Origin of the sequence: Solibacillus sp. FSL K6-1554 (assembly GCF_038005185.1) — a bacterium.
GTDB lineage: Bacteria > Bacillota > Bacilli > Bacillales_A > Planococcaceae > Solibacillus > Solibacillus silvestris.
The window spans coordinates 254,422-272,183 of sequence record NZ_JBBOSS010000001.1 but is presented as its reverse complement, the minus strand read 5'-3'; the positions used below and the strand labels follow the sequence as shown (position 1 = coordinate 272,183).

Here is a 17,762-nt window from a genome sequence, read left to right as displayed (position 1 = left end):
CTCACCTCAATCCTTAATCTGTAAATCGTACTTTTAGCTGTCCATACTTACCGAAATCAATTTCAAACTCGTCATTCACTTCGAAAAATACTGCTGCTGTAATTGCGCCTGCTAAAATGAATTGACCTGCTTTAAGTGAGATATCATATTCACTTAACATATTGGCAAGCCAGGCAATTGCTCTCGCTGGGTTCCCCATTACTGCACTGCTCACACCTTGATCGATCACTTCGCCATTTTTCTTCACGACAATCGGAATGTTCGCGAGTTCTTCAAAAGATGGTAAATCAGATGGTGTACCAATAATTGCGCCGGCAGATGAACCGTTATCTGCAACCGTATCCTCAAATTTAAATTTCCAGTCCATAATGCGACTATCGATAATTTCAATTGCCGGTGCAATCGCTTTTGTTGCCTGTAATACTTGTTCAACTGTCACATTCGGTCCCTTTAAATCTTCTTTTAATAAAAAAGCAATTTCGAATTCTACTTTCGGTTGAATAAACTGCGATTTCGAAATTGTACTGTTATTTTCATAAACCATCGTGCTCAAAATGTGCCCGAAATCAGGTGTGTCTACATTGAACATCTTTTGCATGACTTCGCTCGTCAATCCAACCTTCATGCCTACCAGTTCAGCTTCCTTCAATTTCTCTTTAATTTGTAACAGCTGAATATGATAAGCGTCGTCAACTGAAATATCAGTTGACGACGTGAAAGGTTTAATTGGCTGTTTCGAACGTTCAGCAGTTAATAAGGCACTTGCAGCTTGTTGAATATCCAATTTGAATCCCCCTGTTATACAGTTATTGTTTCTAATGAACGGTATTTGCCCGCGTAGAATAATAATGGCTCTTTCGAATCATCTAGCTTAATATCCCGTACTTTGCCGATGAATAATGTGTGATCACCTTCGACATACTCCGATACAACATCACAGCTGATCTGTGCGATGGCCCCTTGTAAAACCGGTACCCCTGCTAAACGCTCGAAAGTTACCTCTACTACTTCATCTTTCTTTTGACCGGCAAAAACCATTGAATGATCTTGTTGATCTTCAGCTAAAATATTTACACCGAAAATGCCGCTCTCTTTAATTTTTGGAAGGCAGCGTGCCTTTTCTCCGATTGAAATTACAACCAGTTTCGGCTCTAAAGAAACAGACATGAATGCATTCGCTGTCATACCATGCTCTTGTTTATCGTGCTCTGTTGTAATGACGGTAACACCTGTCGCAAACTTCCCCATCGCATTTCTAAATAAACGATCATCCATCATAATGAAGCCCCCTCTGTAAATATTTTATTTTCACTTCGTAAACTATCCGCTTTGGTGCGAGACACTTTTACGCTTTAATTGTCGGGTTATTTTCAGGGTTATTGTCCATTTGATCACCCCAATAAGTGAAACCTAAGCTCATCTCATCTAACGTCCAACGAATTGGCTCCCAATCCGGCTCGAAAATTAAATAGCCGTTTGTGAAGATTTCCAGACGAACTCCACTACCAGGGTCAATTGCATAAATGTACATTGCCTGTGAAATACCGTGTTTTCCTGGACCTTTAAACTCAATACCGTTTTCCTTTAAAATATCCGCTGCACGTAATAAATCCTGTGCATTATCCAGCCAGTATGAAATATGGTGTACTTCGTGTGTAGATGCGGAATGCGGATCAAAGCTAAATGCAATGTCGTGTACAAGTGGTGTTACACTTAACCATGCGCCTAAATAGCTGCCGTCCGGTGCTTCCACATATTCACGTAAGTTAAAGCCTAAGTGTTGTATCATAAAATCTGAAAATTCATTTGCCGGTATAGAGCTTAATAGATTCACATGGTCAATACGACGCGGTGATACTCCTCTATTCCATGATTTATGCGTCTGATTTTTTAATACAGAACGTGTTTCCGGTGCAGCTAATGTTTTTTCCATATCAAAATAGATTTCAAATGTATGTTTACTAGGAAGCTGGAAGCGGAATGCTTTTCCTTGACCTCTTTCCGTGCCTTCCTCTACCCAATTGATTTCGATTCCTTCTTTTTGCAGATTTTCAGCAAAAGCATCTACATCTTCAGGACGTTTTGTACGCCATGCAATATGATCAAGGCGAGACTCTTCACCAGCACGAAGCGTTAATGTATGGTGCTCGAAGTCACCCCATGCACGTAAATAGTGAACACCGTCTGCTTCTTCTGTTTCTTCAAGACCAATTACTTCTTTAAAAAACCAAAGTGATTTTTCTAAATCTGTACTTACTAAACCAAAGTGGCCGAGTTTTGAAATTTCCGGATTTGTCATAGTGCATTCCCCTTTTTTCATTATTAATTTATTTACGCGAAATACGTGTTTGGCTCAAGATTGACCATTAAACGTCCATGTGTTTCAAGTAAGCTTGACGGTGTAATGAATGCGTGTAAATGCATCGTAATAAAGTCGCGGTAAAACGCCTGGAATACGTTGCTATTGTAAGCAAATACCGAACCTGATCCCGCAAGCATCAAATCATACGCTTCCTTACATAATTGGTTGGCATAGCCGTACTGTGCCTTAATGCGAATACTTACTTTTTGCGTGAATTCCTTGCCGCTCGTTGAGTAATCGTCCAAAATTTTAATCGCATTTTCGAATAACGATTTTGCGCACTCCAACTTCAGATCGATTTCCGCTATTTGTAAATGTGTCAGCGGGGCATCTGACATTTTGTTGTAGAATGTATTGCCGATCCCTGCTTTATTCACACGTTCCATATGGACATCAAATCCGCCAAGAGCTGTGCCTAATACCGGTGCTGCAATTGATAATGTCAGTGACGGTACGAATGGTGTACGGTATAACGGATTGTCTTTTAATTCATCGATCATATAATGACGCTGCTGAGCTAAGCGGTCTAATGAAATACGGTGATCCGGGACAAACACTTCCTTAATGACAATACTGTTACTGCCGGACCCTTTTAAACCGACTACATCCCAGTCGTCCAAAACTGTAACATCCTCACGAGGTACGATTAAAATCGCCATTTCGATTCCGCCATTGCCATCGTCAACCGGTGCGCCACAGTAGAACCAGTCTGCATACGGAGCACCCGATACGAATGGCCACTGTGCGTCTTTAATGAAGTAACCGCCATCAACTTTTTCAATATCGATACGGATCGGTTTGAAGTTACCTGCTAAAATCACATCATTATCACGGTTTGGCCCAAAAATCTCTGCTAGCGCTTTTTCGCCGTATACATAGGAAATCATGTAATCGCGAATATTGCTTAACGCTGTGAACCATCCGGCAGACGGATTTCCGCGACTGATTTCAGTTACGACATCAAAATAGTTTTGCATGCTTGTTTCATGTCCACCGAAAATTTTTGGTCGTAAAACTTTCAATAATCCTTTTTCACGCATTTCCTGAATGATTTCATCTGGAATTTGACTGTTTTTATCAATTTCCAATGTTGCTTCACGTAATTTCGGTATGAGCTGGCGAGCGTTCTCAACAAGCATTTCGCTTACAGATAATGTACTTACTACTGATTCTCCCATGATATAGCCCCCTTATATGATTAAGAATGTACTTCTTTTTTATCCTTTGTGAAAAAGTGCTTTGTCGCGTGTAAAAATTCTTCACGCTGTTCGATCATTGCCCAGTGACCGCATCTTTTTAAGATGTGCAGCTCTGCATTTGGTAAATGTTCCAGCGCATAAAGACTGCTTTGTACTGGCACGAAACGATCGTGGTAGCCATGGATTAGTAAAAATTCATTTTGCATACGCTCCAGTGCCGTTTGCGGAATTTGGAATTCTATCATTGTTGAACGTGTAAAGTTTTCACGGTATGAACGTTGGATCTCCGGACGTTGGAATGCTTCCCAACGCGCCTCTACTACTTGGTCTACAAAGTCCTGCATACGATTCAGGTCATAGACGAACCAGCTCAGTAAGTTGCGCAAGTTTTCTTTTGTCGGGTCTAAATGGAAGTTTGCCAGTTTTGACAGTTCCGGTGTTGGCTGTGATAACGAGACACCTGCACCCATCAGAACAATTTTATTGAAGCGCTCTGGAGCAGCCATGTTCAAATATGTTGCTACAACGCCGCCTAAAGAGTTCCCGATCAGATTTGCTTTTTCAATGTTCAGCGCATCCATTAAGTCGAGTACTTGCTTCACGCGTACCGACATCCATTGCACACCGTTTTCCGGATATTCTTCCGGATGGTCCGTGTTGCCGAAACCGAAGAGATCAAGGGCGATAACATGGAAATCTTCCGCATAATCATCAATGACAAATTGCCAGTTCGCTTTACCATTTGCTCCAGGGCCAGATCCGTGAATTAAAATTACCGCATCTTTATTCCCGATACCGCCCTCTAAAATAAATGTTTCGTAATCGCCTGTTTTTACTTTGCGCTCAATAATAGTCATAATAACTTCCTCCCTAAACCGTCATTTTTTGTTGGCTATACTTTGCGGCATGTTCCCCAGCAATGCGTCCAAATACTGCACCGGAAGTCAAGCCGGCACCACCCGGATAATTGTCATAATACAAACCGCCGACAATTTCACCTGCTGCATATAAGCCATCTATCGTTGTGAAATCATTATGAATGACTTCCGCTTTTTTCGAGATTTTCAAACCGCCGTACGTAAATGTAATACCGCACCCGATGGCATACGCTTCAAATGGACCTTCTTCAATCGGGTTTGCCCAATTGGATTTTGGAACGTCCAAACCACTAGTTGCTTTGCCGTCCAATATATTCGGATTGAATGCTGTGTCGCGGCTTACCGCTGCATTAAAAGCATCAACTTCCTGCAGGAAACGGTCTTTGTTGATACCGTCCATCTTTTCCGCTAATTGTTCCAGCGTTGGCGCGGACACTTTTGACACGTGACGCCCTTCATATTCTTCCCGAAGGAAAGGTTTTGTTTTTGCATCGAAAATTTGCCATGCACATTGCCCCGGCTGCTTTAATATTTCACGTCCAAGTTTGGCGTACGTATAATTTCGGAAATCGGAGCCTTCATCTATAAAGCGTTTGCCTTCATTATTGACTAGGATGCCAAATGGATAGCTTAATTTTTGGAAGCCTTCTTTATAATCCGGCAAATAACGGTCGCCTCCAACCGCGTGTGCACCAGACCAGTTTCCTGTTGTGCGGGCTCCGAGCTGCATTGCCATTCGCAAGCCGTCTCCCACGTTATATTTACATCCGCGCGTATGAACAGTATCCCAACCAGGTCCTAAATATTTCGTTCGCATTTCCACATTTGCATGGAAGCCGCCGCTTGCCAGTACAATCGCCTGACAATCAATCTGGCGTTCTTCACCGGCATGACGGACGATAATCCCTTTTACTTTGCGCTGTTCCGTTACGAGATCAACAGCCGCCGTATTGTAATGGATTGTAATACCTAAACGATTGGCTTCATTATGTAACGCATCAACTAAGCCTTTTCCGCCGCCGACTGCTTCGATGACCATGTTGCCCCAAAATTTGAATTTTCCGTCTATTTTATATGCCTGCCGACCATAGATCGGGATGAATTTAATATTGTGATTGAGTAACCATTGCATCGTTTCAAAGCTTTTGTCGGTCATGACCGATGTTAAATCGTAATCTGTACGAAAGTTCGACATTGTGCATACGTCATCAAAAAACTGTTCGCTTGGATAGCTGCCGAAATCCGTCATCGCAAATTCCTCATCCGTCATATCCGGTAGCAATTGCCTAACCTCTTCACCATCTTTAAAAGCAAAGCGAATTGATCCGTGCGTATATGTCGTATTGCCACCTTTTTCTTCTTCAGAGGAAATTTCCAGTACCGTTACTTTCGCGCCATGTTCTGCTGCCGAAATGGCCGCGCATAACGCGGCATTTCCGGCACCTACTACGACGATATCTGCTTGTTCATTTAACATTTTCAAATCACTTCCACTTCATTTTGTAAGCGCTTTATTATCATTCAGCGGAAAACACTCAGAAAGACTTAAATTTTACGGTTGAAGAATTGTTGAATTAAATAATTGAACGACTCTTTTTTCTCGATTTGTGTCCAGTGACCGCATTGAGGGAATACATGCAATTGTGCGTTTGGAATATGTTCTGCTAAATAATAGCTTGATTCGATTGAGCATACTTTATCGTTTTGACCATGGATTAATAAAATCTGATTGCCGATGCGGTTTAACGCTACGACTGGAATCGGTACAGCTGCCGTCGAGAAAATCGAGTTATTTGAGCGCTTTACTTCTTCTCGCATCGCATTGGCATAGCGTGCATCTGTTAAACCGTCAATAGCCGGTTGCATCGCATCCTTGTCGTAAACGAACCAGCCCATAATTTGCTGTAGGCGTTTTTTAGAAGGATTGTCATAGAACGATTTTGCGCGTGCCAACTCTAAGCTTAGTTTCGTATTAGGTGTGCCGCCTGGACCCATTAATACAACGCGGTCAAAACGTTCAGGATATTCAAGCAACAGTTCTAGCGCAATGGAACAGCCTAACGAGTTCCCTACTACATGGGCTTTTTCGATTTCATAGTAATCTAGCAGCTCAATTAATTGCTCTACCCAGCAATCCATCCACAATTGGCGATTCTTAAGCGGTTCATCCGGATGATCACTATCGGCAAAGCCGTATAGGTCAGGTGCTAAACAGTGGAAGTCATTCCCACAGTCATTTAAAGCATAACTCCAGTTGGCGATTGACGTTACACCAGGACCTGAACCGTGTAAAAATAAGATCGTTTCATTTGTCTTTGAACCTGCCTCATGGACAAATGATGTATATTTACCTGTTTTCACGTGACCTGATTTAATTTTCACTTCATTTGCTACTGTCATTTTCCATCCTCCTATACTTCTAATGCTGGAACTGCTTTTGTCTCTTTAATCCCTGTGGCATCAATTGTTGGCACGATAAGCGGATTACCTGTAATGCTATCCCCCCAATAAGTGTTTCCAAATGCACGTTCTTCGGGACGCCATACGATTGTTTCCCAGTCCGGCTCGAAAATTAAATAACCACCTGTAAACAGTTCCACTCTGCAACCACTTCCAGGATCAATTACATATAAGTAAATTGCTTGTGAAATACTATGTTTTCCAGGTCCTATAATTTGCAGTCCGTGCTCCTTGCAAATATCCGCAGCTCGCAGTAAATCGCCTGAGTTATCTTGCCAGTAAGAAATGTGATGGAATCGCGCTGTTGTTTCAAGTTTTTCATGAGATACTAAAGCGACATCATGTACTAATGGTGTTACACTCATCCAGCCGGCTAAAATATCCCCTTCTTCTGTTTCAACGCATTCATTGATCCGGAAACCAAGTTCTTCCGTGAAGAATTTATAAGTGACACTTGAATCCGCATCCGTATGAATATTAACGTGGTCAAGACGTCGAGGAGAAGCGCCCTTGTTGTATGATTTATAAGTTTGGTTTTTCAGAACAGAGCGACGGCTTTCTTCCACAACCGGTTTTTCAATATCATAGTAAAGCTCCAGCCGATGACCCGATGGTGCCGTAAAACGGATTGCTTCACCGATTCCTGGTGTTGTCCAAGCGGCGATATGCTCAATTTCATAACCTTTGCCGCCTAATTGATCCGCAAATAAAGCAACATCCTCTCTGCGCTTTGTACGGAAACCGATATGGGTTACTCGACCTGCTTCACCTGGCGCAATGGACAGTGTATGGTGTTGGAAGTCTCCCCACGCCCGTAAATAATACGTATCTCCAATCTGTTCTGTTAGCTCAAGGCCGATAACATCTTGGAAAAAATGCAATGATGCTTCCACATTCGAAGACTGTAATGCGACATACCCTAATTTTGCTATTGCTTGTTTCATTCACTTAGCCCCCTTACTTAAAAGTAACTGTACTTTACTTCACAACTATCAAACTACAAGAAAACTTTTTTGTTTTTTCTGAAAAATCCGTAAATATTTACTTAATAACGAATTTGATTTGGCTGTAAACCTGCTAATTGTCTGCCATAGTTTTCTCTCGTAATAACCGGTGACAATGAACGGTGGGAGTTTAATGTTAAGAAATCACGAAGGAGACGTTGCATCGGGCTCGCATCATACACAAAGCCGGATCCGCTCGCTCTTAAAATTGCCTGAACCGCGTCATTCAGCATTTCATTTGCGTAGCCAATATCCGCCAACGCTTTCAGACGTAAATCTTTTGGCATAATCTCCCCTTTTGCTGCCCACTCATCAATCGATTTTGCTAAATTCATAAAGTAAAGTTCAGCAGTTTCTACTTTTAACTCGGCTGTTGCTAATAAATGATGTGTGCTCGCCGCATCTTTAATCATTTTCACACCCATATGCTGAGCGGTACGATAAGGCAATGATTGTTTAAAATTATCGAGCATCTCTTTTACAACACCTAGACCTGGTAAACCTAAAGATAAAATTAAACATGGGAATAATGCAGAATTATATAACGGAATATCGCGTAAATGCGGTGACTGGAAATCTCCGTCTAAAATTTTCACAAATGATGTAACACGGTGTTCCGGTACGAAAACGTTTTTCATTCTCACAGCATTACTGCCCGTTCCACGAAGACCTAGTGTGTGCCAGTCATCTTCAATTTCCAGTACATCAAACGGCACTGTCATTAACAGCTGCTCTAAAATGTTGTCGTTCTCATCTTTTGTATACATGCCAAAGTAACCCCACGTCGCATGCAGTGAACCAGAACAGAACATCCAGTGACCTTCCTCTACAAGGTAACCGCCTTCCACTTTACGGACCGTACAAGATCGTGGTTCGTAAACACCCGCAAATAATACATCTTGCGGATTGTCAGAGAAAATTTCCAAGTGTGCCTTTTCATTGAATGATTCCGCCACCATAATATCGCGTATCGCACATAGAGAAGCAATCCATCCAGTTGAAGCACATGCTTTCGATAGTTCAATAATGACCTGGCTGTAAGTTTCGACACTTGCCTGCAAACCGCCGTATTGTTCCGGACGTAAAATATACATTAAGCCAGAATCTTTCAATTCCTGCATTGTCGCTTCTGGTATTCTTCTAATCTCCTCTGTTTCCTTAACACGTTTACGAACATTCGCTGCAATCTCCTGCATTTTATTCATTACTTCAATTTGTCTTTCTGTAAGCGCTGTCGTCATCATTTCAACTCCTTATATTTGTTAAATCCAATATTACGGTTTTAAATTTCGAATAATATGGTGAATATCTATGGAATTTACAATCAAATATAAGTAAAAATTAACGAATCTTGATCAGACAGCAAACGTCCACTCGTATAAAAAATACGGTTTTTATGGATTGTGCAAATCTTTTTGTTTCATTTTTATGGAAAACGATTTTCAAATTAAAATAAACGTTTTTCTGTATAAAGCCACTTTCCAACATAATAATTCCCTTTAGTTATATTACAAAAAGCAGGAATAACAGACCAAATTTAAGTTTTTTATAGAAAATAATATTAAGTTGAAAATAGTAATTTCTTTACTAATTTTTAATAAATATTAAAAAGTATCTTCTCATTTCTATGTAAAGTATGGTATGTTTCATTTTAAAATAGATAATATTCCGAATATTCAGGAGGTTTAAAATGGCTGGCTCATCTTATGTAGATAAAGCGTTGTATACTACTACTAATACATTTGGAATTTTAAGAAAGGAACTGATTGAAAGCTTAGGCCTGGAATACGCAAAATTTTTTTTACAGCGTTATGGCTGGAATATCGGTATTACTCATGCCAAAGAAGTTGATTATTTACCACTCACATTAACCGAAAAATTAAATAGTGCTGTCGGATACCACCTTGCATCCGGGCAAATTACAGATCTTCTTTCAGAAAGAGTCTTACACTTAAACCCTGATGATACGGTGAAGTATATGTACGCTAAAGGAATTTGGGTAAATTCTTATGAAGTTGAAGAACACCTGAAACATTTCAGTCAAAGTGATTCCTGTATTTGCCATACACTGGCCGGTTATTCAAGTGGCTATACCTCTTATTTAACGAAAAAAGAAGTATATATTGTAGAAATGACGTGCCGTGCCAAGGGCGATGAACATTGTGCATTTGAAATGCGCATGTTGGAGCACTGGGATCCCGAAACTCAAGCCGACTTAAGGAAAATTAGTCAGACACGTATGATTGATGATTTGAACAAAACATATATGGAGCTTTTCGAAGAGAAGAAACATACAGAAAAAGTATCAACTTTCCATAACAACCTAACACTTGGTATTTCACAAGGAATGCACATCGACCAGATTTTAGAAACAATTTACAATACGCTGAACATACCTGCTATCGTACAGGACTTAAGCTTTAATACACATCACTCGATTGGGATGACACAGGAACAGCTGGAATTTATTAAAGAGGATTTTATTCAGCAAATGCCCCAAACAAAGTCAGGAAAAATTTTAATTCAGCCAATCGACCCTATGCAGCCAAGTCAGGTAGATTGTCCGAATCATACGCGGCTAATTAGTCCGATTATCGTACAGAAGCAAATTATTGGCTATATTTCCTTCATCTATTTTTCGAAGGATACAAATTATAAAGAAGAAATGCATTATTTACAACGCTCAGCCGTTTCCATCTCCCTCTGCTATTTAAATGAAAAATCGAGTCTGGAAGCGACTGAAAATATTAAAGCATACTTTTTTGAACAGTTACTGCAGCAGCAGTATACTTCTAAGAAAAGTATGATCAGCCGCAGTTACCTCCTACAAATTGATCTAAATGAAGATTTTTATATCGGCAATCTTGGCGTCTCCAAAAAGGGGATACCTGTTCATGAAGCTTCCACTATTTCTAAAATTATTCAGTCCGTCATTGTCTATTTGGAAATGCATCAAACATCGATTTTCATTACAGAATTCCAGGATGAAATTGTATTTCTGTTCCCTAAAAAGGATGATACCGAGGATATTTATCAAAATATATTGAAGCACTTACAGCGTAAATTCAGAAATCATGATTTCCGCATTGGCTTAAGCCGCGTAATTAATGATATTGATGACATTGCGGAAGCACATCGCCAGGCTATTTCGTCGTTAAATATCAATAAGCGGGATACAATCGTATATTTTGAAAATACGAATATACTTGGCTCATTAATTAACCATCAAAACAGCGATATTATTGTGAAATTGGCCCAACGTGAGCTGGATCCTATTTTGTCATTAAAACCAAATAAAAGAGACGAATTTTTGAAGACTTTATACACATTTTTAAATCATAACGGAAACCTTAATCTGACAATGGTTGACTTGAATTTATCGATGAGCGGGCTTGTTTACCGTATTCAAAAAATTGAGGAACTGCTTGACCGGAACCTGCGGAGCTCAAAAAACCTTTTTGAATTAATTCTTTTAATTGAGTCGTTAATCGTTCTAGGTGAAATTGAAATAGAATAACCGAATTTCTAGTACAAAACAGCGGAATTTCCGTAGTTTTGTACTTTTTTTATTAATTGTTAATTTCATACGCCAAAAGCTGATTCGGTCAACAATATTTTTCCGGTATTTAACAATTTTTGTTTAATTAGAAAATACTTTTCCGTAAATTATTATCGTTCCCGTGAAAGGGCTTACATGATAATATCTGAATATTCAATCGATTGAGGGGGTATTTTGCACAACATGCTGTGTTTTTAAGTTCCAAATAAATAAAAAATTAGGGGGTATTTCATGTTTCCAACATCCAACAGAGGTTTTTTAAAGTTTTTAATTGTCCTGATTGCCTTCCAAGACGTAGCTGCTGGTGTAGCTGGATCGATTATGGCAGACCTTATTGTAGCCTTCCCGGAGTTCAGCCCTACTACTGTTATGTTAATTGCGACAATACCCGGGTTGCTTCAAATTTTCCCTTCCCTTTTCTATGGTAAGCTAGCGAATAAATTTTCAAAACGTGCATTATTAACGACCGGGTTAATCTTATTCATAATTGGCGGAATCATGCCATTCTTCTTAAGCAATCTATTCGCAATTATTGTTTTCCGTGGTATTTTAGGCCTTGGTGTTGGTATCACTCTACCTTTATCCATCGATATTATTACTGGTTTCTTTGATGGCCGTGAACGTGATTTCCTGATCGGATTCGGTACATCGACAATCGCATGTGTTGGTGCAATCTTCTTCCAAGTAGTTGGTGGTATGCTGGCAGACTCTTATGGTTGGAATTATGGATTCCTAGTGTACTTATTCCCTATTTGGATTTTAGCTATTACGTTCATGTTTTTACCGGAACCGAAAAAACAGGATGTACCAAACGCGTCAATTAAAGATGTTTTATTTAAAGCACCTAAAACAGTTTACGGCTTTACAATTGGACAGATCATTTTTTCAGCATTCATTTTTGGCTATGTAACAAATATATCAATCATTATTCAAACTGAAGGTTTAGGAAATGCGACGGAAGCTGGTTTGGCAATATCGCTCTTTACAACAGGTACATTAATAACAGGCTTCATCTTCGGCAGATTGCGTTCTATGTTGCCAAACATGATCGTACCACTAGGTGTACTGTTAACAGCTACGGGTATTTTATGGTGTTCTGCAGTAGGTAGTCTAACGATGATCTTTGTAGCAAGTGTACTTGGAGGCATGGGCTTGGGAATCGTTCTACCCGGCGTATTAGCACGTGTATCGGAGTTATCTAACTTGGCAAAAGGGATTTCCTATGTCGGTATCGCTGCTGCCGGTCAAGGTTTGGGCGGTATTGTGAGCCCTTACATGTTTGCCACTCTTTTAGGTATTTTTGGCTTAGAAGGCGGGCGTTCTACTTTACTTGTATCTTCTATCGGTCTGTTTATTTTAGCCATTGTCTGGGCGGTTATTGCAACAAGAAAATCACCCCTTCCCACTCATGAAAGTGAAGGTCAGACTGAAGTTGCTTAGCCTATTAAAAGGCTGTTCCTATGAGTTTACCTCATAGTTGAACAGCCTTTGTTTTATTTTTTCATAAGTTTTTATTGATTTCCCCATATAAATCCATTAATTAACAACTAACTATTTTTTACTTTTTTAATTACAATTACGGTACTTCACTATTTTAGGAGGGGTTTCAATGGGAATTAAATTAGTACGCTTTCAGCAAGATGATGCGAATCAATGGGGTGTATTAGAGGATGAACTTTATGTAGTCAACGGTTCTTACCAAACATTACGGGATATTTTAACAACGGGTATGGAGGATGTTGTTACTGCCAAACAAACAGGTCAAATCGTCAATCAATCTGACATTACCATTCTTTCGCCTGTAACAGATGATGCAAATATTTACTGTCAGGGTACAAACTACAGCGCACACCGTGTGGAAGCCGGTTTTTCACAGCAAAAGCCGCCATATAATCTACTATTTACTAAGGCACCTAGTACGTTAACTTCTGCAACAGCAAATATCGTATGCCCTGCACATGTTCGCTTACTCGACTATGAAATTGAGCTAGGCATTATTATGAAGCAGGATGTAACGGAAGCGGTTGTAGTGAAGGAGCATAATTTAAAAGATTATATAGCAGGTTTCGTTATTACGAATGACGTTTCCGCACGGGATGTACAAATCGTTGAACAACAATGGTTTAAAGGAAAAAGCTACCGCGGCTTCTGCCCTACTGGACCGTATATATATTTACTGGAAGACGGCGAAATTGATTATTTAGAAAGGCTAGAGCTCCATTTATCTGTAAATGGTGAAACGCGTCAACAGGTGAAAACAGATCAGCTATTGTTTAAACCGACTGAAACATTAACCGAAATGTCGAGTATTTTTGATTTGAAAACTGGTGACCTTGTTTTAACAGGTACTCCTGCTGGTGTAGGTCTACGTCTGAATGCTGAGATTTTAGGAATCATTTATGATAACTCCATCCCTTTTGAAGAAAAAATAGAGGCGTTCTACAATTCTCAAAAAGATAACGGCTATTTACAGCCTGGTGATGTGATGCGCCTTGAAATTAAAAGTGAAGATGGTGTCATTGATTTAGGCGTACAGGAAAATAAAATTGTACAGGCTGTTACAATAAAATAAAGAGGTATTTGAATGACAATCCCATTCAAATACCTCCTTTATACCGACTAAAATGGGAACAGCAACGGTACTGCAATCATCATGACGATAAACATAATAATCTGTAATGGAACACCGACTTTGACGAAATCCATAAATTTATAGCCGCCCGCTGTTAATACAAGAGAGTTTGTCGGAGATGCAATCGGTGTCGCAAATGCCATACTCGCAGCAGTTGCTACCCCTATCATAAATGTATACGGGTTTGCATTCATAGCAAGTGCTGCAGTAATGGCAATCGGCGAAAACAGTACCGCTGTCGCAGTATTACTAACAAATTGCCCGAAAACAACTGTTAATAAATAAATCCCCATCAATACACCATATGATCCGAAATCTCCAAGCAAACTGATAATCCCTTCCGCGAGAATCGTCATTCCCCCTGTCTTCTCGAGTGCTGTCGCCATCGGAAGCATTGCCGCTACGAGCACAATACTTTCAAAGTTCATTTTGCTGTAAGCATCATCCATATTGCGCAGACAGCCTGTAATAATCATAAGAACGGCTCCGATTAATACAGCAATAACGGCGTCAAACACTTCAAATACCATGAGTCCGATCATCAGCAGCATGATGATACCAGCAATCGGAGCCTTTCCGTTTGCTGCAATTGCTCCCGCTAACTCTCGCGGCTGCCCCACTACGACAACATCATGCGTTTCTCGGGACAACAGCTCGATTTCATCCCATGTTCCCTGCACTAAAATCGCATCCCCAAAACGCAGCTTTTGGTCGGCCATGTTTTTCAATAAGTAATCACCTTTACGGTTGATTCCCAGAATATTTAAATTGTACTTTTCACGGAACCCGATTTTACTGACAGATTCCTTGATAAGACGTGACTGCGGTGTTAGCAATACTTCCGCTACACCAATTTTTTTCGTGACGAGCTCTTTTGCATGATCTTCAAACGGCTGAACCGTCAACGCAAAATCATGGGCAAACCGTGCTACATCATCGGCAAAACCTTGAACATACAATTCATCTCCTACATGAATAACACTATTCGGACCCGCAAGTTCCTGGTACGTCATCGGTCGTAAATTAAGCCCTTCCTGCACAGCGCCATGTTTTATTTTCATAATGTAAATATGATAGGTTGCCGGAAGTTTCAAATCAGCAAGCTTTTGTTCCGAAATGGTCGAATGCTCGCTTACGACAACGCGGAACAATTTATCATGTAAATCATATTCCTTGGCAATTTTTTTGGGAGAAAGCTTATACCCCGCACTTGATTGCGAACGGTTATCCTCATTCGGCAACAGCACATTGCGTACTAATACTAAATAAATAATGACGGTAATCGTTGCGATAATTCCGATTGGAGTTATCGTAAAAAATCCTAGTTTTTCAAAGCCGTGATCAACGAGTGTTTGCGAAGCAATCAGGTTTGTCGGCGATGCAATTAATGTCATCAGCCCCGACATGCTCGCAATGTACGAAAGCGGCATTAAAAATTTGGACGGGCTTACTTTGATGCTGATTGCTATCGAAACTACAATCGGCAGCATTAATGCAACCGTACCTGTATTGCTCATAAACGCCCCGACAATTGCGACAATGACAAGAAGTAAAATGAAGAGACGGAGCTCATTATCCCCCGACCATTTCAAGAGAAGGTTTCCTGCCATTCCTGCAAGACCCGTCCTTAAAATACCTGCCCCGACAACAAATAGTCCTGCTATCATAATGACGACAGAATTCGAAAACCCTGCCAGCGCTTCAGCGGGAGTCAAAATATTTAATATGACAAATGATAATAACGCCATTACTGCGACAAGATCTGCCCGCAATCGATTCGTCGTAAATAGAAGTATCGTAACTGCTAAAATAATAAAAGTTAATGTTAGTTGCATGCTTATGTCCTTTCGTAAAGTAATTGCCTCTACTATATAGGTAATAATAGAAGAACTACCCATATTTGTCGATAAACAAGTAAAAAGTGGTTATTGACCAAAAATTGTGGAGCAATCTTTATCTTTCTAAGCTGGAAAAAGGTATAATTTACTAGAAAACTATATTATCGGAATTTTCATTAATATCCATATATAATAACCAGTTCTTTAATACAAAGATTCCTTAAAAAGAATTATTATAATCTAGTAGAAATTATCATTTAGATTTGTTATATTATTTATGAAGAGTTTTTCAAAAAGATTTAGGAGGAACTATACATGACAAACGAACGTTTAACAACAATTACTGGTGCTCCAGTAGTATCGAACGATGATTCGCAAACAGCTGGTCGCCGTGGCCCGATCTTATTACAAGACGTATTCCTAATTGAGAAATTAGCGAATTTTAACCGTGAAGTAATTCCTGAGCGTCGGATGCACGCAAAAGGTTCTGGTGCATTCGGTACATTTACTGTAACGCATGACATCACAAAATATACAAAAGCAAAAATTTTCTCTGAAGTTGGTAAGAAAACAGAAATGTTCGCACGTTTCTCAACTGTAGCAGGTGAGCGCGGTGCGGCTGATGCTGAGCGTGATATTCGCGGTTTCGCATTAAAATTCTACACTGAAGAAGGTAACTGGGATATGGTTGGTAACAACACACCTGTATTCTTCTTCCGTGACCCATTACACTTCCCGGATTTAAACCACGTAGTTAAGCGTGATCCAAAAACAAACATGCATAACGGCAACTCGAACTGGGATTTCTGGACTTCATTACCAGAAGCTTTACATCAAGTAACAATCGTAATGTCTGACCGTGGTATTCCGGCAGGTTACCGCAACATGCACGGTTTCGGATCTCACACTTACTCAATGATCAACGAAGCTGGCGAACGTGTATACGTGAAATTCCACTTCCGTACACAACAAGGTATTAAAAACCTGACTGGTGCAGAAGCTGCTGAAATTATCGGTAAAGACCGTGAATCTTCACAACGTGACCTATTCGATTCAATCGAAAAAGGCGATTTCCCGAAATGGAAAATGTACATTCAAGTGATGACTGAAGAGCAAGCTCGCAACTCTAAGGACAACCCATTCGACTTAACAAAAGTTTGGTACAAATCTGAGTACCCATTAATAGAAGTTGGAGAGTTCGAATTAAACCGTAACCCGGAAAACTACTTCGCTGATGTTGAGCAAGCTGCATTCGCTCCATCAAACGTTGTACCTGGTATTTCATTCTCACCAGACCGTATGCTGCAAGCTCGTTTATTCGCATACCAAGATGCAACTCGTTACCGTTTAGGTGTTAACCACCACCAAATTCCAGTAAACACACCAAAATGCCCATTCATGGTATATCACCGTGATGGTCAAGGTCGTGCTGATGGAAACCGTGGTTCTGCAATTACTTACTATCCAAATAGCTATGGCGCATTACAAGGTCAAACACAATATAAAGACCCTGCATTAGCTCTTGATGGTCCAGCTGACATCTACGACTTCCGTGAAGATGACAACAACTACTTCGAGCAACCAGGTAAATTATTCCGTCTTCAAACGCCGGAACAGCAACAACGTTTATTCGAAACAACTGCTGCAGAAATGAACGGTGTTGAAGAATTCATCAAACGTCGTCACATTTTACACTGCTACTTAGCTGATCCAGCATATGGTGAAGGTGTAGCGAAGGCAATGGGTCTTTCATTAGATGGTATGGACCTTTCAAACCCATACTCTAATACGGTAAGTATGTACTAAGAAGTACTCTATGAATTTAGCTTC

14 protein-coding genes are annotated in these 17,762 nt (G+C 40.2%); 4 read left to right on the top strand and 10 right to left on the bottom strand.

The genetic code is table 11. The features are described from left to right. Positions 1-13: 13 nt before the first annotated feature. The 9 genes from MHB58_RS01370 to MHB58_RS01330 form a co-directional block, all read right to left on the bottom strand. Positions 14-784: a 2-keto-4-pentenoate hydratase gene (locus MHB58_RS01370; protein ID WP_014824968.1), complete on the bottom strand. Its 771-nt coding sequence runs from the start codon at positions 782-784 to the stop codon at positions 14-16. A 14-nt stretch (positions 785-798) separates the two neighbouring features. Continuing rightward, entirely contained in the window at positions 799-1,275 is a 477-nt protein-coding gene (locus MHB58_RS01365; protein WP_173364567.1) for a flavin reductase family protein, read from the bottom strand. 70 nt (positions 1,276-1,345) lie between these two features. Continuing rightward, the gene (locus MHB58_RS01360) at positions 1,346-2,299 is read right to left on the bottom strand and encodes a VOC family protein (protein WP_008407963.1); all 954 of its coding nucleotides are present in this window, start codon (positions 2,297-2,299) and stop codon (positions 1,346-1,348) included. Positions 2,300-2,331: 32 nt separating this feature from the next. Then, on the bottom strand, positions 2,332-3,540 hold the full coding sequence (locus tag MHB58_RS01355; protein ID WP_014824970.1) for an acyl-CoA dehydrogenase family protein: 1,209 nt from the start codon (positions 3,538-3,540) through the stop codon (positions 2,332-2,334). Positions 3,541-3,560: 20 nt separating this feature from the next. Then, positions 3,561-4,418 (bottom strand): alpha/beta fold hydrolase, encoded by an 858-nt coding sequence (locus MHB58_RS01350; protein ID WP_014824971.1) that lies wholly within the window; start codon positions 4,416-4,418, stop codon positions 3,561-3,563. Between the two features lie 13 nt (positions 4,419-4,431). Next, positions 4,432-5,916 carry an FAD-dependent tricarballylate dehydrogenase TcuA gene (gene tcuA, locus MHB58_RS01345; RefSeq protein WP_014824972.1) on the bottom strand — a complete coding sequence of 495 codons (1,485 nt, stop codon included), beginning with the start codon at positions 5,914-5,916 and terminating at the stop codon, positions 4,432-4,434. Positions 5,917-5,984: 68 nt separating this feature from the next. Next, positions 5,985-6,839 carry an alpha/beta fold hydrolase gene (locus tag MHB58_RS01340; RefSeq protein WP_340734529.1) on the bottom strand — a complete coding sequence of 285 codons (855 nt, stop codon included), beginning with the start codon at positions 6,837-6,839 and terminating at the stop codon, positions 5,985-5,987. 11 nt (positions 6,840-6,850) lie between these two features. Continuing rightward, positions 6,851-7,843 carry a VOC family protein gene (locus MHB58_RS01335; protein ID WP_014824974.1) on the bottom strand — a complete coding sequence of 331 codons (993 nt, stop codon included), beginning with the start codon at positions 7,841-7,843 and terminating at the stop codon, positions 6,851-6,853. Between the two features lie 101 nt (positions 7,844-7,944). After that, positions 7,945-9,144: an acyl-CoA dehydrogenase family protein gene (locus MHB58_RS01330; RefSeq protein ID WP_340734528.1), complete on the bottom strand. Its 1,200-nt coding sequence runs from the start codon at positions 9,142-9,144 to the stop codon at positions 7,945-7,947. A 449-nt stretch (positions 9,145-9,593) separates the two neighbouring features. On the opposite strand from MHB58_RS01330, the gene MHB58_RS01325 reads away from it, so the two are divergent. The 3 genes from MHB58_RS01325 to MHB58_RS01315 all read left to right on the top strand — a co-directional run bounded on the left by MHB58_RS01325 (position 9,594) and on the right by MHB58_RS01315 (position 14,034). Continuing rightward, positions 9,594-11,420 carry a helix-turn-helix domain-containing protein gene (locus MHB58_RS01325; RefSeq protein ID WP_014824976.1) on the top strand — a complete coding sequence of 609 codons (1,827 nt, stop codon included), beginning with the start codon at positions 9,594-9,596 and terminating at the stop codon, positions 11,418-11,420. Between the two features lie 273 nt (positions 11,421-11,693). Further along, positions 11,694-12,902, top strand: coding sequence for an MFS transporter (locus tag MHB58_RS01320; protein WP_340734527.1), 1,209 nt, complete (start codon positions 11,694-11,696; stop codon positions 12,900-12,902). A 169-nt stretch (positions 12,903-13,071) separates the two neighbouring features. Next, on the top strand, positions 13,072-14,034 hold the full coding sequence (locus tag MHB58_RS01315) for a fumarylacetoacetate hydrolase family protein (RefSeq protein WP_014824977.1): 963 nt from the start codon (positions 13,072-13,074) through the stop codon (positions 14,032-14,034). A gap of 47 nt (positions 14,035-14,081) precedes the next feature. On the opposite strand, the gene MHB58_RS01310 is transcribed toward MHB58_RS01315, so the two are convergent. Then, positions 14,082-15,929 (bottom strand): SLC13 family permease, encoded by a 1,848-nt coding sequence (locus MHB58_RS01310; protein ID WP_340734526.1) that lies wholly within the window; start codon positions 15,927-15,929, stop codon positions 14,082-14,084. A gap of 318 nt (positions 15,930-16,247) precedes the next feature. On the opposite strand from MHB58_RS01310, the gene MHB58_RS01305 reads away from it, so the two are divergent. Then, on the top strand, positions 16,248-17,738 hold the full coding sequence (locus MHB58_RS01305; RefSeq protein WP_014824979.1) for a catalase: 1,491 nt from the start codon (positions 16,248-16,250) through the stop codon (positions 17,736-17,738). The last annotated feature ends 24 nt before the right edge of the window (positions 17,739-17,762 follow it).